General features: G+C 63.7%; 13 protein-coding genes and 1 tRNA gene. 10 read left to right on the top strand and 4 right to left on the bottom strand.

All coding sequences use genetic code 11. From position 1 onward, the window contains the following. Positions 1-118: 118 nt before the first annotated feature. Positions 119-751, bottom strand: coding sequence for a molybdenum cofactor guanylyltransferase MobA (gene mobA, locus QJT82_RS34420; protein WP_028342393.1), 633 nt, complete (start codon positions 749-751; stop codon positions 119-121). Beyond that, positions 744-1,628, bottom strand: a complete 885-nt coding sequence (locus QJT82_RS34415) for a formate dehydrogenase accessory sulfurtransferase FdhD (protein WP_028342394.1) — start codon at positions 1,626-1,628, stop codon at positions 744-746. The genes mobA and QJT82_RS34415 overlap by 8 nt, the downstream gene beginning before the upstream one ends. A gap of 185 nt (positions 1,629-1,813) precedes the next feature. Here QJT82_RS34415 and glp point away from each other — a divergent pair, with 185 nt between their 5' ends. From glp to dapD, 4 genes are all read left to right on the top strand, one after another. Continuing rightward, complete coding sequence (gene glp, locus QJT82_RS34410) at positions 1,814-3,067, top strand: gephyrin-like molybdotransferase Glp (RefSeq protein WP_028342395.1); 1,254 nt, start codon at positions 1,814-1,816, stop codon at positions 3,065-3,067. A gap of 207 nt (positions 3,068-3,274) precedes the next feature. Further along, positions 3,275-4,987 carry an NADH-ubiquinone oxidoreductase-F iron-sulfur binding region domain-containing protein gene (locus tag QJT82_RS34405; RefSeq protein WP_281446680.1) on the top strand — a complete coding sequence of 571 codons (1,713 nt, stop codon included), beginning with the start codon at positions 3,275-3,277 and terminating at the stop codon, positions 4,985-4,987. Between the two features lie 60 nt (positions 4,988-5,047). Further along, entirely contained in the window at positions 5,048-7,810 is a 2,763-nt protein-coding gene (gene fdhF / locus QJT82_RS34400) for a formate dehydrogenase subunit alpha (protein WP_028342397.1), read from the top strand. A gap of 237 nt (positions 7,811-8,047) precedes the next feature. Beyond that, complete coding sequence (gene dapD, locus QJT82_RS34395) at positions 8,048-9,019, top strand: 2,3,4,5-tetrahydropyridine-2,6-dicarboxylate N-succinyltransferase (protein WP_028342398.1); 972 nt, start codon at positions 8,048-8,050, stop codon at positions 9,017-9,019. 528 nt (positions 9,020-9,547) lie between these two features. Here dapD and QJT82_RS34390 read toward each other — a convergent pair. Continuing rightward, positions 9,548-10,501 carry an MBL fold metallo-hydrolase gene (locus tag QJT82_RS34390; protein ID WP_028342399.1) on the bottom strand — a complete coding sequence of 318 codons (954 nt, stop codon included), beginning with the start codon at positions 10,499-10,501 and terminating at the stop codon, positions 9,548-9,550. Between the two features lie 312 nt (positions 10,502-10,813). Between QJT82_RS34390 and QJT82_RS34385 the strand changes: the two genes are divergently transcribed. From QJT82_RS34385 to QJT82_RS34360, 6 genes are all read left to right on the top strand, one after another. Further along, positions 10,814-11,167, top strand: coding sequence for a DUF2200 domain-containing protein (locus QJT82_RS34385; RefSeq protein ID WP_028342400.1), 354 nt, complete (start codon positions 10,814-10,816; stop codon positions 11,165-11,167). A 1,072-nt stretch (positions 11,168-12,239) separates the two neighbouring features. Continuing rightward, positions 12,240-13,244 carry a TRAP transporter substrate-binding protein gene (locus QJT82_RS34380; protein ID WP_028342401.1) on the top strand — a complete coding sequence of 335 codons (1,005 nt, stop codon included), beginning with the start codon at positions 12,240-12,242 and terminating at the stop codon, positions 13,242-13,244. Positions 13,245-13,565: 321 nt separating this feature from the next. Next, positions 13,566-14,138 carry a TRAP transporter small permease gene (locus QJT82_RS34375; RefSeq protein WP_281446679.1) on the top strand — a complete coding sequence of 191 codons (573 nt, stop codon included), beginning with the start codon at positions 13,566-13,568 and terminating at the stop codon, positions 14,136-14,138. After that, positions 14,138-15,421 (top strand): TRAP transporter large permease subunit, encoded by a 1,284-nt coding sequence (locus QJT82_RS34370; protein WP_028342403.1) that lies wholly within the window; start codon positions 14,138-14,140, stop codon positions 15,419-15,421. Before QJT82_RS34375 ends, QJT82_RS34370 begins: the two co-directional genes overlap by 1 nt. Positions 15,422-15,583: 162 nt before the next feature. Beyond that, positions 15,584-16,174, top strand: coding sequence for a Spy/CpxP family protein refolding chaperone (locus tag QJT82_RS34365; protein ID WP_028342404.1), 591 nt, complete (start codon positions 15,584-15,586; stop codon positions 16,172-16,174). Between the two features lie 164 nt (positions 16,175-16,338). After that, positions 16,339-16,414 (top strand) — tRNA-Lys (locus tag QJT82_RS34360). 61 nt (positions 16,415-16,475) lie between these two features. On the opposite strand, the gene QJT82_RS34355 is transcribed toward QJT82_RS34360, so the two are convergent. Further along, positions 16,476-17,498, bottom strand: a complete 1,023-nt coding sequence (locus tag QJT82_RS34355) for a site-specific integrase (RefSeq protein ID WP_028342405.1) — start codon at positions 17,496-17,498, stop codon at positions 16,476-16,478. Between the last annotated feature and the right edge of the window lie 1,090 nt (positions 17,499-18,588).

Below are 18,588 nucleotides of genomic sequence, written 5' to 3'. Positions count from 1 at the left end.
TCCGGGCGGCGGACATTAGAGCGTTTTCGGGCGAAGTGGACACCGGTTCGCGTGAAGAAAACGCGTCAAAACAAGAATCTAGAGCTTCGGTTCTGATTCAATCAGAACCGAAAATGCTCTAGCCGCCGTCGAGCGCGGCGAGACGGTCGGCTTCCGCGATGTCTTCAACGGTATTGGCATTGAAGAACGGATCGAGCGGCTCGGTCGGCCACTCGACCGTCGCGAGCGGATAGCGCGCGGTCCAGCGGTCGATCTTGCGTACGTCCTCGACGACCAGCGCTTGGCGCAATTCATTCCGCAGGCGGACGCTCCAGAGGCCGATGACGGGATGCGTCTGCCCGCCGGATGAAGCGACCGCGAGCTCGGCATTTTTGGCCACGCGCGCCTGCTCCAGGCGCGTGACGAGATCGCGCGGCAGAAACGGACAGTCGCCCGCGGCGCTGAGCACCCATTGCGCATCCGGCCGGTTGGCGGCGGTCCAGTCGAGCGCGGCCAGGATGCCGGCGAGGGGACCGGGATAGTCGGCAACGTCGTCGGCGACGACCGGGAGGCCGAACGCGGCGAAGCGCGTGGGATCGCCATTGGCGTTGATGATCAGCCCACTGCATTGCGGGGCGAGACGGTCGATCACCCGTTGCAGAATGGTGCGGCCCGCGATCTTGCGCATCGGCTTGTCGCCGCCGCCCATCCGCCGCGCGAGGCCGCCGGCGAGCAGCACGCCCGGGACGGCAGTCCCCGGAATATCAGTCATTGTCGGTCTCGCCCTTGCGCTTGTGACGCATCGATTCCTCTTCGACATAGTCGAGATTCTGGTCGTAGACGATCCGCTCCTGGCCCGACAGCGCGATGAAGCGCTTGCCGCGGGCGCGACCGACCAGCGTCAATCCGACCTGCCGCGCCAGATCGACACCCCATGCGGTGAAGCCGGAGCGCGAGACCAGGATTGGAATCCCCATCCGCACCGTCTTGATCACCATCTCAGAGGTCAGCCGCCCGGTGGTGTAGAGAATCTTGTCGGCCGGATCGACATTGTGGCGATAGATCCAGCCCGCGATCTTGTCGACGGCGTTGTGCCGGCCGACGTCCTCGGTGTAGCACACCGGCGTCGCCTCCTTGCACAGCACGCAGCCGTGAATGGCGCCGGCTTCCAGATAAAGCGACGGCATCGTGTTGATGGTGTGCGTCATCCGGTAGAGCCAGGAGGTCCGCAGTTCGGCCTTCGGCAGCGCGACCTTCTCGACGGCTTCGAGCAGGTCGCCGAACGCCGTGCCCTGGGCGCAGCCCGAGGTCTGCGTGCGCTTCTTCAGCTTCGCCTCGAAATTGGTGTGGTGCGCGGTGCGCACCACGACGACCTCGAGATCGTCGTCATATTCGACCTCGGTGACGACGTCGTCGTATTTGAGCATGTTCTGGTTCAAGAGGTAGCCGAGCGCGAGGTATTCGGGATAGTCGTTGATCGTCATCATCGTGACGATCTCCTGCGCGTTGAGGTACAGCGTCAGCGGCCGCTCGACCGGCACCTTGATCTCGGTCCGTGCGCCGGTCTGGTCGACGCCGACCACGCGCTCCGTCAGGCGCGGATCGTCCGGATCAGGAACAATGATGGGAGCTGTGGTTTTCTCGGTCACTGCTGGACGTCCGAATGGGTTCACATGACAACGCAGCTAGGGATATAAGCACGTTCGGAGACTGACTGGCGACTCTCCGCCGCCTCGCGGGAACTGCCATCGATCGGTCCGGCTTTAAGGATAATGCGCAGTTCGCGATCCGGGTCGAACAAATCTTGTCGATTGGCCGAGGACTGAGGGAGATCATGGCGCAGCTTTCGGACGACTGCTTCGCGTTCGGCGGACCGATGATGTCGGTCGACGAAGCCGTCGCGATCATCGCCGCGCGGGTCAAGCCCGTCGGCGAGACCGAAGCCGTTGCCCTGGTGGATGCGGACGGACGCATCCTGGCCGGCGATATTGTCGCGCCGCTTGCGCTGCCGCCGTTCAGGAATTCCGCCGTCGACGGCTACGCGGTATCCGGCGCGGACCTGCCGGCGAGCGGCGAGCGCGCATTCCCCGTTGCCGGGCGGGTGCAGGCAGGGGCGTCGGCGCAGCCGGCGCAGGCGGGCCAGGCGGTGCGGATCTTCACCGGTGCGCCGATGCCCGATGGCACCGACACCGTGTTCATGCAGGAAGACGTGCGGATCGACGATTCCGGGAGCGTGATCCTGCCGTCCGGCCTGAAGATCGGCGCCAATGTGCGTCCGGCCGGCGAGGACATTCCGCGCGGCCACGTCGCGCTGGCATCGGGACGGCGCCTGCGCCCGCAGGATATCGCGGTCGCCGCGGCCTTCGGGCTCACCACGCTCGACGTGGTGCGGCGGCTTCGCGTCGGGGTGTTCTCGACCGGCGACGAACTGGCTGCGCCCGGCAGCGCGCGCACCGAAGCGCAACTGTTCGATTCCAACCGCTTCATGCTGATGGCGATGTTGCGGCGGCTTGGTTGCGAGGTCGGCGATCTCGGCATCCTGCGCGACGAGCGGGCCGAGCTCGCCGCTGCGCTCAAGCAGGTCGCGCGGCGCTACGACCTGATCCTGACCACCGGCGGGGTCTCGACCGGCGAAGAGGACCACGTCAGGGCCGGCATCGAACAGGCGGGCTCGCTGGTGCTGTGGCGGATGGCGATCAAGCCCGGCCGCCCGGTGGCGATGGGAATCATCGACGGCACCCCGTTGATCGGCCTGCCCGGCAATCCGGTGGCGAGCTTCGTCACCTTCGTCCATGTCGTGCGGCCGACCGTGCTGGCGCTGTCGGGCGCGGTGCCGTCCCCCTTGCTGCCGATGCCGGTGCGGGCCGCCTTCAGCTACAAGAAGAAGAGCGGGCGGCGCGAATATGTCCGCGTCTCGCTGCGACGGGCGGCGGACGGTGCGCTGGAAGCGAACAAGTTTCCTCGCGAGGGAGCCGGCCTGCTGTCGTCGCTGATCGAGACCGATGGACTGGTCGAACTCGGCGAGTCCGTCGTGCGGGTTGAACCTGGCGATGCCGTCGGCTTTCTCGGCTACGCCGACCTGCTGTGAGAGCTGAAACGCGGTCGAGACCGCGCAGCGCGACGAGCGCGCGATAGCAAAATCAGATCGCCCGATAGGCAAACATTAACAACGGCCTACGCGGCAACCCGACGCTGCTAGAGGCGTTCTAAAACTGCTTGCCTCTGGCATACCAGAGAATACAGTTCGTCGAAGCAGTGCAATTCGCGCAAAGCGTGGTTCCCAAGGCGAGGCTTCATGAGTAGAGACGACGTTCACAAGGTTCGTGCGTTCGAGCATCCCGGACAGGGCAGGAAGCGAGCGAAGGCCACGCCCAAGGGACGCCAGGTCGACCCTGTGGCCGCCCATGAGATCGAGGTGCTGCTCGCCGATCGTCCGAGGCGGCGCGACCTCCTGATCGAGTATCTGCATCTGATCCAGGACAAATACCATCAGATCTCGGCGGCGCATCTTGCCGCGCTCGCCGACGAGATGAAGCTGTCGTTCGCCGAAGTGTTCGAGACCGCCACCTTCTACGCGCATTTCGACATCGTGAAGGAAGGCGAGCCTGACATCGCGCCGCTCACCGTGCGCGTCTGCGATTCGCTGACCTGCGCGATGCTCGGCGGCGAGAAGCTGCTGAAGGATCTGCAGAACCGCGCCGGCCCCGGCATCCGCGTCGTGCGGGCGCCGTGCGTCGGCCGCTGCGACACCGCGCCCGCTGCCGAGGTCGGCCACAACTTCGTCGATCATGCGACCGTCACCAATGTGCTGGCGGCGGCGAAGAACGGCGACACCCATGTGCACCTTCCGCCATATGTCGACTACGACGCCTATGTGGCGGGCGGCGGATACCGGCTGCTGGCGCGCCTGCGCTCGGGCGAGCTGCCGCGCGAAGACCTGCTGAAGGCGCTCGACGATGCGTCGCTGCGCGGCCTCGGCGGCGCCGGATTTCCGACCGGCCGCAAGTGGCGCGCGGTGCTCGGCGAACCCGGTCCGCGATTGATGGCGGTGAACGGCGACGAGGGCGAGCCCGGCACGTTCAAGGACCGCTATTATCTCGAGACCGATCCGCATCGCTTCCTCGAGGGCATGCTGATCGGCGCCCACGTGGTCGAGGCGCCCGAAGTCTACATCTATATCCGCGACGAGTACCCGGCCTGCCGCGAGATCCTCGCCCGCGAGATCGCAAAACTTCCGCCGGGTGGACCGACGCTGCATCTGCGGCGCGGCGCCGGCGCATATATCTGCGGCGAGGAATCCTCGCTGCTGGAATCGATTGAAGGCAAGCGCGGCCTGCCGCGGCACAAGCCGCCATATCCGTTCCAGGTCGGGCTGTTCGGCCTGCCGACGCTGATCAACAACATCGAGACGTTGTGGTGGGTGCGCGACATCGTCGAGAACGGCGCCGACTGGTGGAAGAGCCACGGCCGCAACGAACGCCACGGCCTGCGCAGCTTCTCGGTGTCGGGACGCGTCAAGGATCCCGGCGTCAAGCTCGCTCCCGCCGGCATCACGCTGCGCGAGTTGATCGACGAGTTCTGCGGCGGCATGGCCGACGGCCATACCTTGCAGGCCTATCTGCCGGGCGGCGCATCCGGCGGCATCCTGCCGGCGTCGATGGACGACATCCCGCTCGATTTCGGCACGCTGGAGAAATATGGCTGCTTCATCGGCTCCGCCGCCGTGGTCGTGCTCTCGCAGGCCGATGACGTCAGGGATGCCGCGCTGAACCTGATGAAATTCTTCGAGGACGAGAGCTGCGGGCAGTGCACGCCGTGCCGCGCCGGAACCGAGAAGGCGGCGCTGTTGATGCAGCAGCCGGTCTGGAACAAGGAACTGCTCGACCAATTGAGCCAGGCGATGCGCGATGCGTCGATCTGTGGCCTCGGTCAGGCGGCCTCCAATCCGCTGACCTCAGTGATCAAATATTTTCCGGACGGCTTTCGTCCGCAGCAAGCCGCCGAGTAGGCGAGGCCGAGCAGACGAATTTCGACGAGGATTTGAATGAGCAACAATCAGAACTCAGGCCTGACGATTCAGTTCGAGCTCGACGGCGAGCAGGTCGAGGCGCGGGCCGGCGAGACGATCTGGCAGGTCGCCAAGCGCCAGGGCACCGAGATTCCGCATCTGTGCTATTCGCCCGCGCCGGACTACCGGCCGGACGGCAACTGCCGCGCCTGCATGGTCGAAATCGAAGGCGAGCGCGTGCTGGCGGCGTCCTGCAAGCGGACGCCGACGGTCGGCATGAAGGTGAAGTCGGCCAGCCAGCGCGCCGTCGCGGCGCAGAAGATGGTGATGGAGCTGCTGGTGGCGGACCAGCCGGCGCGCGAGACTTCGCACGATCCGGACTCGAAATTCTGGCACTGGGCCGAGAAGACCGGCGTGACCGAAAGTCGCTTTCCCGCGACTGAACGCTGGCACGCCGACACCAGCCATCCGGCGATGAGCGTCAATCTCGACGCCTGCATCCAGTGCGGTCTCTGCGTGCGGGCGTGCCGCGAGGTGCAGGTCAACGACGTGATCGGCATGGCCTACCGCAACCACGACGCCAAGATCGTGTTCGACTTCGACGATCCGATGGGCGAATCGACCTGCGTCGCCTGCGGCGAGTGCGTGCAGGCCTGCCCGACCGGCGCCCTGATGCCGGCGGTCATGCTCGACGACAAGCAGACCCGCGTCACCTATCCCGACAAGAAGGTGGATTCGCTCTGCCCGTATTGCGGCGTCGGCTGCCAGGTCACCTACCAGGTCAAGGACGAGAAGGTGATCTACGCGGAAGGCCGCGATGGTCCCGCCAATCACAACCGGCTCTGCGTCAAGGGCCGCTTCGGCTTCGACTACATCCATCACCCCAATCGCCTGACCAAGCCGCTGGTGCGGCTGCCCGGCGTCAAGAAAGATGCCAACGACCAGGTCGATCCGGCCAATCCCTACACCCATTTCCGCGAAGCATCCTGGGAAGAGGCGCTCGATCTCGCCGCGGCGGGCTTGCGCAAGATCCGCGACGAGAAGGGCGCCAAGGCGCTGGCCGGCTTCGGCTCGGCCAAGGGCTCGAACGAGGAAGCCTATCTGTTCCAGAAGCTGGTGCGCACCGGCTTCGGCTCCAACAATGTCGACCACTGCACGCGGCTGTGCCACGCCTCGTCGGTGGCGGCGCTGTTCGAGGGATTGAGCTCCGGCGCGGTGTCGGCACCGTTCGCGGCCGCAGCCGACGCCGAGGTGATCTGGGTGATCGGCGCCAATCCGACCGTGAACCATCCGGTCGCCGCCACCTACATCAAGAACGCCGCCAAACGCGGCGCCAAGCTCTATGTGATGGACCCGCGCCGGCAGACGCTGTCGCGCCACGCCACCGAACACCTGCAATTCAAACCGGGCAGCGACGTCGCGATGCTGAACGCGATGATCCACACGATCATCACCGAAGGCCTGACCGACGAGCAGTACATCGCCGGCTATACCGAGGGCTATGACGAGCTGAAGGCGAAGATCCAGGAGTTCACGCCGGAGCGCATGTCCCAGATCTGCGGCATTCCGGCGGAGACGCTGCGCGAGGTTGCGCGCGCCTATGCCCGCGCCAAATCGTCGATCATCTTCTGGGGCATGGGCATCAGCCAGCATGTTCACGGCACCGACAATGCGCGCTGCCTGATCGCGCTGGCCCTGATCACCGGCCAGGTCGGCCGCCCCGGCACCGGGCTGCATCCGCTGCGCGGGCAGAACAACGTGCAGGGCGCCTCCGACGCCGGCCTGATCCCGATGTTCCTGCCGGACTATCAGCCGGTCGGCCGCGACGACATGCGCGGCGCTTTCGAGAAGCTGTGGGGGCAGGAGCTCGATCCGGTGCGCGGCCTGACCGTCGTCGAGATCATGAATGCGATCCACGCCGGCGAAATCCACGGCATGTATGTCGAGGGCGAGAATCCGGCGATGTCCGATCCGGACCTGCAGCACGCGCGCGAAGCGCTGGCCAAGCTCGATCATCTCGTCGTGCAGGATCTGTTCGTCACCGAGACCGCGTTCCACGCCGACGTCATCCTGCCGGCTTCGGCGTTCGCCGAAAAGTCCGGCTCCTTCACCAACACCGACCGCCGTGTGCAACTGGCGCGCGAGGTGATCAGGCCGCCGGGCGATGCAAGGCAGGATCTCTGGATCATCCAGGAGATCGGCAAGCGGATGGGACTGCCCTGGAATTATGCGGGGCCGGGCGAGGTCTTCACCGAGATGGCCGAGCTGATGCCGTCGCTGAAGAACATCACCTGGGAGCGCCTGGTGCGCGAGGGCGCGGTGACCTATCCGGTCGACGATCCCGACAAGCCGGGCAACGAGATCATCTTCACCACTGGATTCCCGACCGAGAGCGGCCGCGGCAAGATCGTGCCGGCCAAGGTGATCCCGCCGGACGAGTTGCCCGACGACGAGTACCCGATGGTGCTGTCGACCGGCCGCGTGCTCGAACATTGGCACACCGGCTCGATGACGCGCCGTGCCCAGGTGCTGGACCAGATCGAGCCCGAAGCGGTCGCGTTCATGACCCCGAAGGACATGCGCAAGAAGGGACTCGCGCCCGGCGACTTCATCCGGCTCGAGACGCGCCGCGGCGCGGTCGAGGTCAAGGTGCGCGCCGACCGCGACGTGCCCGAGAACATGGTCTTCATGCCGTTCTGCTACGCGGAGGCGGCGGCGAACCTGTTGACCAACCCGGCGCTCGATCCGTTCGGCAAGATTCCGGAGTTCAAGTTCTGCGCGGTCCGCGCCGACAAGATCGATATCCGGACCGCGGCGGAGTAGCCGTCCGGGGACGAAGCGTGGAGGGCGAGCCGGCCGACCCGGCTACTTGCTCGCCCGACACAGCACCGCAAGCACCGTCGATCGGCATCCGCTCAGAACATAAGAGCGGGCGTCGCTGCGGCGTGGACCCATGTCGCCCGTTGCCCCAAAGCGGACGTGTTTGAGGGTCCGGAAGTTGCCATTTCCACGAAAACTCGCGTATGCATGACGTACAGGATCGTAGTGTGAGACATTCGAATGGCGATGGAACTGAGGGGCGCGAGAGGCGAGGGATTTGCGACGATTGCCGCTGACGGTCGCGTGCTGGATTCCTGGTTTCTTCAGCTGCGCCTGGTTGTAGAGGCCGACAAGGCGGCAACGGTGCGGCTGGCGAGCGACGAGGTCAGGAGATCGTTGGGCGAGTCGGCGGACGGATATGCGCGACACGACGACATTCGCAATGTCGACATCGTTCCGATCCGTACGGAAATCGGCTCCCTTGCATCTGCGCCGACTGACGTGCACGACGCGTATCTTCGACTCCATCTGCTGAGCCACCGGCTCGTCCAGCCGAATTGCCTGAACCTCGAGGGAGTTTTCGGTCTTTTACCTAACGTTGCCTGGACGACCTTCGGTCCCTGTGAGTGCTCTCGTGTACCGGACGCGCGAATGGAAGCACGAAAGCGTGGCCTCGCGTTTGAGGTGACAGGTGTGGATAAGTTTCCGCGCATGACCGATTATGTGACGCCTGCGGAGGTGAGAATTGCAGATGCGGATCGCGTAAGGCTCGGGGCCTACCTGGCTCCGGGCACAACCGTCATGCATGAAGGCTTTTGCAATTTCAACGCGGGTACGCTCGGTCCCTGCATGGTCGAAGGCCGGATCAGCGCCGGTGTGGTTGTCGGAAGTGGCAGCGACGTTGGTGGCGGAGCGTCGATCATGGGCACTCTGTCCGGAGGAGGGAAAGAGAGGATTACAGTTGGCGAGCGCTGCCTGATCGGAGCCAACGCCGGTATCGGCATTTCATTGGGTGACGATTGTATCGTCGAAGCGGGCTGTTATGTCACGGCAGGCGCGCGCATCCTTTTGGAAGATGGCCGAGTGCTGAAAGCCAAGGAACTCTCGGGCCAGAAGGGCCTGCTGTTTCGTCGGAATTCCCAGAGCGGCGCTCTCGAGGCAACCAGACGTACGCCAAATTGGGACGGCCTCAACGCGCAACTTCACAGCTAGTCCCCGTCCGTCAGGGGACAATCACCACTCGGAATACGATCTGTTTGGCGCGATCGCCGTTCACCACCAGTATGGCCACCGCCACGCCTCATAGAGGCGCCACGACGATACCAGGGGCGGGGCGTATGGATCGACCCGGTCGTCTTCAGGGCGATATTGATATCGTGGAACAATATAATAATCCCACGGAGTTGGCCTTATCACCGGCGTCGGGATAATGACCCTCCTTGGTTCATGAACGACTTGTGCCTTCCGCGCCCGGGCTTCAGCACCAGACGTCCCGAGGTTGCACAGCACGAGGGCCGCTCCGAGAGCGCACGCGACGGTCATTATCTTCATGCATCGGCCTCCTTGCCTGAGAGTGCAAAAGGACTCAAAGCAAGGCAAGCTAATTCGCTCTCGACCGGCTTGAATGACCGCTTGTGGCCCGTAGCCGACCTTTGCTCAGAAGGGCCGCGCGGAAGCCGGGGCGCGCACCCATGATCGATATGAGTACGCGCCCCGGTTCGGCTCTAACTCGACAGGGTCTCAGTAGTCCCAGAACACCGGCACCCAACGGAAGGCGTCACCCTCGACCGCGACATGCCCAACGGACGGGAACGGCATATGCGTGGCCACCAGCAGCTCGCGGTTGGCCGCCAGCTCCCGCAGCAGACTGATCCGGGCGCGGGCTGCCTCCTCGGGGTCGTGCTCGAAGCCGTTGTGCCATTCGGGGTGCTCGAAGCCGACCGCGAACACGAGGTCACCGGCGAATGTCAGCCGGTCGCCGCCGGACGCCAGGCGAACCACGCTGTGACCGGGGGTATGGCCACCGCTGCGACGGACGACCACTCCGGGCGCCACCTCGTGCTCCTCGTCGAACAGCCGCAACTGGCTCTGGTACTCTTTCCTGAACCGCTTGGCGGTCGCACGAAGCGCGTCCGGGAATCCCGGCGGCATCGAAACGCGGGAGAAATCGGGCGCCTCCCAGAACTTGACTTCGGCAGCCGCCACATGGATCCGCAGGTCCGGACGCAGCCGCTCCTTCACGCCCTCGACGAGCAGCCCGCCCACATGGTCCATGTGCATGTGGGTTAGCACCACGTCGGTGACGGACCCGAGATCGATGCCGGCGGCCTCCAGTCGCTTGACCGTCTGCCCGGCCTTCGGCAGGTGCAGGTCCGGGTCCGACCCCAGCCCGGCGTCGACGAGGATGGTTTTCCCGCCGCTTCGTACCACGACCACGTTCAGCGCCCAGTCGAACGCGTCCGGCGGCAGGAACATGTCGTCCAGCCAGGCTGCGCGGACGGCCGGCTCGGCATTGTGCGCCAGCATCTTGGTTGGCAGCGGCAGCACCCCGTCGCTGATCACCAGCACGTCGATCTCGCCGATCTTCAGCGCGTAGCGCGACGGCACCAGTTCGCTAGGCCCCGGTCGGCTGGTGTGCGAGACATTGTCGCGGTTCATGCTTGTCTCCTGAGTATTGCGGATCATCTGGTTCATCGTTGCAAACTCCTGCGTTCGATCCTGGTGTTCGATCCCGGCGGGCGGTGCCTTGTTTCCGCCCGTGGATTGGACATGGTGATGATCTAGCGGATCAGGTGTGGCGCTGCCCCAGAGCGGTTGCCGTCGCTGTAGAGCGATTGCTGCCAACGCATGCGCACCGCCGCAGGCGAGCGCTGGGGACGAAACGGGAGGCACAGGCCATCGCCATGCCCTCAGCCACATGCGACACTTCGGATTGGCGAAGCCGGTTCAACCCAGGACTAATATTTCCTCGTCGAGACCACGGAATACGAACATTCGGAGCAATTCATGGCCAAGCATCGGATCTATACAACGAGCTTCGCAAGCGTCTACCCGCTCTACGTCGCGAAAGCGGAGAAGAAGGGACGCACCAAAGCGGAGGTCGATCAGGTGATCTCCTGGTTGACCGGCTACGGTCCGAAGGAGCTGGAAGCTCAGTTGGAAAAACAAACCGACTTCGAAACGTTCTTCGCAAAGGCGCCTGAAATGAATCCTTCTCGGGCCTCGATCAAGGGCGTGGTGTGCGGTGTCAGGGTGGAGGAAATCAAAGAGCCGACCATGCGGGAAATTCGCTACCTGGATAGACTGATCGATGAGCTGGCACGAGGAAAGGCCATGGATAAGATCCTGCGGAAGGAATGATGTCTGATCGACCGGATTCCGTCCGCGCCGCGAGGCGACATTGGATGCTGATGCGTCGCCCGCAATGACGAACGGAGCGGGGAGGGCCGCTGCCACTGATTCGCCCGACGGCGCAAGCCCCCGCAGCAAAAATATTTCGCTTTATCCGAAGTGGAACTCAGTGTATGGTTTGCCCCGTCTCACCCGATCGAGGGGCGCTTCGCGGTCGTCACGAACGTGTCCATACGCCGCGGCAAATGTTGCAGATGGGACTCTTCGTTGTCGTCCTGGCGAAAGCCAGGACTCATAACCACCGCATTTGATTGTGGACGAGGTCGTGGCCCTAGCATCGCGCAACAAATCTCATTTGGGGGTAATGGGTCCTGGCTTTCGCCAGGACGACACTGAATGTGTTGGACGACGTGTGGCTCATGCTTCCGCACTCTCGCGGCGCATGGCGTCCGAGCTTTGCATCTTGTTCCGCCCTCACCTCAAGCAGAGGGCGCAGGGAAAGCCGGGTGCCGATCGCACCCATGGGCCCCGAGCAATGGGTAGAAAGCTCGGGGGTAGGACCACAGGTGTAACCGGAGCAATCCGGCTTTCCCTGCGCGATGGGTTTCGGCTTATACGTGCTCTCCCCGGCGAGACTGGGCTTGCTTGTCACCGCCTTCGCAAAGCACTTTCGCACCTTGCGAGAGGACACCTGCCGCTAGGGCGTCAGGACCACACGACTTCACCGTCCGCTTCATGCGCACTCGTCAGTTGCGCAATCGGCGTCCACCGCATCTCGACCCATCTCTGCTTTCGCAGGGACGACAGCCGGCAAGAAACGCGCAGCATTCGCGCCCGGCGAACCCGCCATTGCCAAACCTCGCATTGACCTCATTGCCGTGGCCGGGCACAGCGTGCGGGCGGTGTCATTGAACGGTCGCAAGAGCCGAAGGGGATACCGCCGTATCGAATTTTGCAGTGCAGCAATGGTGCAATTGGCCCCTGCTAAAGGGGCAATGGCAATCGTCTTTGCTTGTCTGTAATGGTGCGACCGGATGTCTCGGGGCCGGTATTCGCGCTCCGCAATTACGCGGGAGGAAACATGCGTAAACTCATATTGGCTGCGGCGTCGATCGCGGCTTTGACCTTTGTCGGGCCTGCGGCGGCGCAGTCGCCGATCGTTCTCAAATTCAGCCACGTGGTGGCGTCGGATACGCCGAAGGGCAAGGCGGCCGACAAGTTCAAGGAACTCGCCGAGAAGTACACCGGCGGCAAGGTGAAGGTCGAGGTCTACCCGAACTCGACGCTTTACAAGGACAAGGAAGAGCTCGAGGCGCTGCAGCTCGGCGCCGTGCAGATGCTGGCGCCGTCGAACTCGAAGTTCGGCCCGATCGGCATCAAGGAATTCGAAGTCTTCGATCTGCCCTACATCCTGCCCGACCTGAAGTCGCTGCGGAAGGTCACCGACGGGCCGCTCGGCGCCCAGCTGCTCAAGAAGCTGGATTCCAAGGGCATGACCGGTCTCGCCTACTGGGACAACGGCTTCAAGCAGATGAGCGCGAACAAGAAGCTGGTCGCGCCCGCCGACTACAAGGGGCTCAAGTTCCGCATCCAGTCGTCGAAGGTGCTGGAAGCCCAGTTCCGCGCACTCGGCGCGATCCCGCAGGTGATGGCATTCTCTGACGTCTACCAGGCGCTGCAGACCGGCGTGGTCGACGGCCAGGAGAACACCTGGTCGAACATCTACACCCAGAAAATGCATGAGGTGCAGAAGTACGCCACCGTCACCAATCACGGCTACATCGGCTACGTCGTGGTCGTGAACAAGAAGTTCTGGGACGGCCTGCCGGCCGATATCCGCGAGCAGCTCTCCAAGGCGATGAAGGAAGCCACCGAGTTCGGCAACAGCCAGTCGGCCAAGGAGAACGACGACGCGCTCGCCGAGATCAAGAAGGCCGGCAAGACCGAGATCGTCGCGTTGACGCCGGAGCAGGACGAGGCGATGCGCAAGGCAATGATGCCGGTCTATAAGGACGTCGCCTCGCGCGTCGGCCAGCCGCTGATCGACGAATTCCTCAAGGAAACCGGCCGCAGCCCGATGAACTGAGGCGCGATGCTACGCCGCTGAGGCGATGCCAGAAGAGCTCCCTCTCCCCGTTCTTGCGGGGAGAAGGTTGGGGTGAGGGGCCTTCTCCGCGAACGCGGCTCCAGATGCGCTCGCGGAAGCTCCCCCTCACCCGAAATTCAAGCTGCGCTTGAATTTCGACCTCTCCCCGCACGCGGGGCGAGGTGGATCGGAGGCAGCTCCGATCGATAGCAACAGTCACGCGGGACTTGAACCGCAAACATAGTGAACGCCGCGGCCGCGCGAGGTCGCGGCTTGGGTGCCGTGGCCGGTTGCCGCATCAGGCCATGACAGGGGAGATCAATGCTGCTTAAAATTCTGGACCGGCTCGAGGAAATCATCATCGCGAGCCTGATGGGGGCCGCGACGCTGCTGACCTTCGTCACGGTCGTGCACCGTTTTCTGGTCGACGTTCCCGTGCTCTATCCGTACCTGTTCGGCATCAATCTCGCCTGGTCGCAGGAACTCTGCATCTACATGTTCATCTGGATGGCGAAGTTCGGCGCCGCTTATGGCGTGCGCGCCGGCGTCCATGTCGGCGTCGACGTCCTGATCAACCGCCTCAACGATTTCTGGCGCAAGCGCACCATCATCTTCGGCCTGCTCGGCGGCGCGCTGTTCACCGGGATCGTCGGCACCATGGGCGCCAAATTCGTGTTCGAATTGATGCATACCGACCAGGTCTCGCCGGATCTCGAGATCCCGAGCTGGATCGTCTACGCCTGCATCCCGCTCGGCTCCTACCTGATGTGCTTCCGCTTCCTGCAGGTGTGCTGGAACTACTGGTGGACCGACGCCCTGCCGCACCATGACGCCTCCCATGTCGATGGCGTCGAGACCAGCAAGACCGCGCCCGCCGCGCTTGGAGAAGCGTGATGAGCGCCGCACTTATTTTCGGACTGCTGTTTGCCCTGATGCTGACGGGCATGCCGATCTCGATCTCGCTCGGCCTGACCGTGCTCACCTTCCTGTTCACCATGACCGAGGTGCCGATCGAGAGCGTCGGCCTGAAGCTATTTTCGGGCCTCGACAATTTCGGCATCATGGCGATCCCGTTCTTCATCCTGGCCGGCACCTTCCTGACCCGCGGCGGCGTCGCGCGGCGCATGATCGCGTTCACGACCTCACTGGTCGGGCATCTGCCCGGCGGCCTTGGCCTCGCCGGCGTCGCGGCCTGCGCGATGTTTGCGGCGATCTCGGGCTCGAGCGTCGCCACCGTGGTCGCGATCGGCTCGATCATGATGCCGGCGATGGTCGATCACGGCTATCCGAAGCGTTTCGGCGTCGGCGTGATCTCGACCTCGGGTGCGCTCGGCATCCTGGTGCCGCCCTCGATCATCCTGGTGCTGTACGGCGTTTCCACCAACACCTCGATCGGCGCGCTGTTCATGGCCGGCATCGTGCCGGGCGTCGTGCTCGCGCTGATGCTGGCTGCGGTGACCTTCTTCGTCGCGCGGCGCAACGGTTATCCGAAGATGCCGCGCGCGACCATCGGCCAGCAGTTCACGGCGTTCCGCGAAAGCATCTGGGGCCTGCTGCTGATCGCGATCGTGCTCGGCGGCATCTATGGCGGCATCTTCACGCCGACCGAAGCGGCCGCGGTCGCCGCGACCTACGCCTTCTTCATCACCGTATTCGTCTACAAGGAGCTGAAGCTCTCCGAGGTGCCGAAGGTGCTGCTGCAGGCGGCGAGCATGAGCTCGATGCTGCTCTACATCATCACCAACGCGGTGCTGTTCTCGTTCCTGATGACGCACGAGCAGATCCCGCAGGAGATGGCGGCCTGGATCATCGACAAGAACTTCTCGGTCTGGATGTTCCTGCTCGTCGTCAACGTCATCCTGCTGCTCGCCGGCAACGTGATGGACCCGTCGTCGATCCTCTTGATCATGGCGCCGATCCTGTTTCCGCTGGCGACCAAGCTCGGCGTGCACCCGGTGCATCTCGGCATCCTGATGATCGTCAACACCGAGGTCGGACTGTGCCATCCGCCGGTCGGGCTCAACCTCTACATTGCGAGCAGTATCGCCAAAATGGGCATCAGCGAGATCACCATCTCGGTCCTGCCGTGGCTGTGCGCGATGCTGGTGTTCCTCGGCCTGATCACCTACGTGCCGGAGATATCGCTGTGGCTGCCGCGTCTGCTCGGAATGATCTAGCGCAAACAACAGAAATCCAGGGCGCGACCTCGCGCTTTGGATGTTTCTGCAATGCAATGAAAGCGGATTACATCTTGGTAACAGAGCTCTCTCTGTCCAATCCGTAAGTTGAAGGCGCGGGCGGGCGGCATCATCTTCGAGCAACCTTCAAAGGAGGTTCTTATGAAGAAAGCTCTGCTCGCCGGTATCGCGGCGCTCACGATTGCCGGTTCGACCGCGGTCTATGCCCAGCATCGTCCCTGGTTCCACAGCCATATGCGGATGAGCCCCGAGGATCGGGCCGCCTTCCTCGACGCGCGGATCGCCGCCGTCCACGCCGGGCTGAAGCTCAACGCCGATCAGGAGAAGCTGTGGCCGCCGGTCGAGGCCGCGGTGCGCGACTTCGCCAAGCTGCGGCTCGATCGCGCCAATGCGCGGATGGCCGCCGAGAAGACCGATTCGGACAACGCGCAGAAGCCGGACGATCCGGTCGCCCGCCTGCGCGAGCGCGCGGACAACATGGCGGCGACCGCGACGTCGCTGAAGAAGATCGCCGACGCCGCCGACCCGCTCTACAAGACGCTCGACGACAACCAGAAGCGGCGGCTGAGCTTGCTGACCCATATGGAAGGGCGCGGATTCGGTGCCGAGGGCTGGCGCCGCCACCGCCTCGAGCGCGGCATGGACCGCTGGGAGCGCGGCGGCCGCGGCTTCGATCACGACCGTTGCGACCGCGACGATGGCCCCGATCAGGAGCGCTCCGGCCGCCTCTGAGCGCCGTCCGCCGCCGCCCTCGCCAAGCCTATGAAAGACCGCCGGATTCCGGCGGCCTTTCGGTTGTCAGAAAGTCGGGAAAACTTGCTCGAGCTTGCTGGACATCGGGGAATCGCTTTGCTAAACGACCGCTCTCTTGCGAGGGTCATTTCCGGACAAGTTCCGGGCGCATAGCTCAGTTGGTAGAGCAGCTGACTCTTAATCAGCGGGTCCCAGGTTCGAGCCCTGGTGCGCCCACCAAGCTTTTCAATGACTTAGATGTCTTGATCAGTTTGCGATCTCTCGCCGTTTACACCCCCGTTTACAGTTTTGTTCTCGCTTCGAGCTTCAGCACGGCTGCCTCAGCCAGCTGAATATCGCGGCCGAGGTAATGCGCGTCGAGAATAGCCTCCACATCCTTCAGGCTGTGGCCGGTAAAGGTCGCGATCTGCGGCACGGTCGCGCCGGCGACGGCCAGCCTGACCACGGCGGTTCCCCTGAGGTCGTGGAAGGTAAGGTCTTCGATCCCTGCCCGGTCGCAGGCCTTCGACCACGACGTCCGAAAGCCGTCGGACGTCCAGGGGCGGCTATACGAGTTGGTCAGAATGAGGGGGCTTCGCCGCTCGGCCTTGTCCAGGACGGCTTTGAGCGGAGCCCCCGCAGGCATCGCGATCCGGCGGCCAGTCTTCGATTGGCGCAGCCTGATATGGGAACCGTCATACGCTGACCACGGCAGCCGCAGGAGATCGCCTTGCCGCTGACCGGTCCAGAGAGCCAACATGACGGCAAATTTGATCTCAGCGCTGGCGGTCTCGAGGATGGCTGCAATCTGTTGCTCGCCCCATATATTGTCCCTTCGATCGGCCGCATAGAGGCGGCCACCGCGCTCGCATGGGTTGGTTGCGATGATGCCGCGGTCCTTTGCGAACGACATGATCCGCGCCAGCGTCGTCCAGGCGTAGTCGGCCTTGCGAGGCGTCTCGGCGAATGAATCCCGCCAGCTCTTGAAATCGCCGCGGACCCGACGATCAGTGAGCGCTGCCAAGGGCAGGTCACCGAATTCATTCTCGATGAGCTTGAGATAGGCCAGATACGAGCGGCGGCTAGATGCGGCGAGGCCGGTGAATTCCGGCGCAGCCTTATATTGGGCGATGATCGTCATGAATGTGCCGGCACGAGGCTGCCGCAGACTTGCGTGCGCCTCATTATATGCGAGCAAGAACTCGGGCGTGTTTGGCTCGGCCTCGATCGCCGGGCCACCGCGCCACGCGTAGTAGTGGACGCGTACATCGCCATTCGCGAGCCGTCGCGTGACTCTATGTATGCCTTTCAGATTGACGCGCACGCTTCGCTCTCCACTCGTCCAGGGCAGAACTCGCAACGTCGAAAGTTTCGGATGCGGGTAGCCTGCTCAGAGAGTCTAGCGCGTGGTCGATTGCTTTCAAGTCCCACCGCGATGTGCCGGAAAGAGCAGGGGGCAGTATCCCGATCTTCACCCACCTGGAAAAAGCACTGACGGATAAGCTGCAATAGGATGCAGCCTGTTCGCGTGCCACAAGACGCTGGCCAATATTCTTCCTATCGGACTCCATCGAACAGATCCAAGGGTGCGACTGATACCAAGGAGAGAACGACCTTCGCAGTTTCATCAGTTGGCGCAACTGCAAGCAGCGGCATTGAGGTCAAGCTGCCGCCTTGTGGGAATGCGATTGCGCAAATGCAATCAAGCGCAATCAGACGGCTCACATTGTCTTGAGATGCGGCGAAATCTTTCGAAGGCCGGCGATGGTGATCTCGGATCATCGCACTCTCACCGCCGCTGTCCAACTGACTCCAATTTGGGTGCGCGCGCGGCTATCGCCGCACCGGGCTCTGGTCAACCGAGCCGCATGGCATCTCGGCCGTTCGGCCGCGATCCCTCGCGCAAGCAGAGATAGATATAATGAGTCGCTCGCCGGAGGCACTCGCCCGCGGGCCCCGCCGTCATTGCATGCCGGCGTCGTTATCACTGTCCCGCGTTCGGGTGCCTAGTTAACCGGTCTTTCGACTGCAGTCGCCTCGGTGCCCGCGGTCATTGCATGCCCGCGTCGCTATCACTGCCCTGTCGGCGGCTGCCTTCTTGATCTTGTCACTCCTGGCTTGATTTCATTTCTTCCAGGTTGCTCAGCATTCTCATTGTCGAGAGCTAAGGGACGCCGTCCCTCGCGCGCGCCAGGGTAAAGCGCCGGCTAGCGCCGATGCCGACCCGAGCGGTCTCCCCGGTCTTCCGCGCTTTGCTCATTTGCCGACGTTGGACAACGCTGGACGCGCTTGTGCAGACCCGCTTCTCGCGAAGCGGCCCTCTTTGGGCGGGAGAAACCCCTCCACTCGGGTCGCCCTGGCACTTGCTACCCATAGTGTAGCCGCGGACTTGGCACTGCGGTGAGTGGGGTAGG

Origin of the sequence: Bradyrhizobium sp. Mp19 (assembly GCF_029952935.1) — a bacterium.
In the GTDB taxonomy this organism is placed as follows: domain Bacteria; phylum Pseudomonadota; class Alphaproteobacteria; order Rhizobiales; family Xanthobacteraceae; genus Bradyrhizobium; species Bradyrhizobium elkanii.
The sequence above is the reverse complement of the archived record's forward strand: the minus strand, read 5'-3'. Positions and strand labels throughout refer to the sequence as shown.

Coding starts and splice junctions, on each gene's coding strand:
- mobA (WP_028342393.1), bottom strand. CDS start 751: ATGACTGATATTCCGGGGACTGCCGTCCCGGGCGTGCTGCTCGCCGGC.
- glp (WP_028342395.1), top strand. CDS start 1,814: ATGGCGCAGCTTTCGGACGACTGCTTCGCGTTCGGCGGACCGATGATG.
- QJT82_RS34405 (WP_281446680.1), top strand. CDS start 3,275: ATGAGTAGAGACGACGTTCACAAGGTTCGTGCGTTCGAGCATCCCGGA.
- dapD (WP_028342398.1), top strand. CDS start 8,048: ATGGCGATGGAACTGAGGGGCGCGAGAGGCGAGGGATTTGCGACGATT.
- QJT82_RS34390 (WP_028342399.1), bottom strand. CDS start 10,501: ATGAACCAGATGATCCGCAATACTCAGGAGACAAGCATGAACCGCGAC.
- QJT82_RS34385 (WP_028342400.1), top strand. CDS start 10,814: ATGGCCAAGCATCGGATCTATACAACGAGCTTCGCAAGCGTCTACCCG.
- QJT82_RS34380 (WP_028342401.1), top strand. CDS start 12,240: ATGCGTAAACTCATATTGGCTGCGGCGTCGATCGCGGCTTTGACCTTT.
- QJT82_RS34375 (WP_281446679.1), top strand. CDS start 13,566: ATGCTGCTTAAAATTCTGGACCGGCTCGAGGAAATCATCATCGCGAGC.
- QJT82_RS34370 (WP_028342403.1), top strand. CDS start 14,138: ATGAGCGCCGCACTTATTTTCGGACTGCTGTTTGCCCTGATGCTGACG.
- QJT82_RS34365 (WP_028342404.1), top strand. CDS start 15,584: ATGAAGAAAGCTCTGCTCGCCGGTATCGCGGCGCTCACGATTGCCGGT.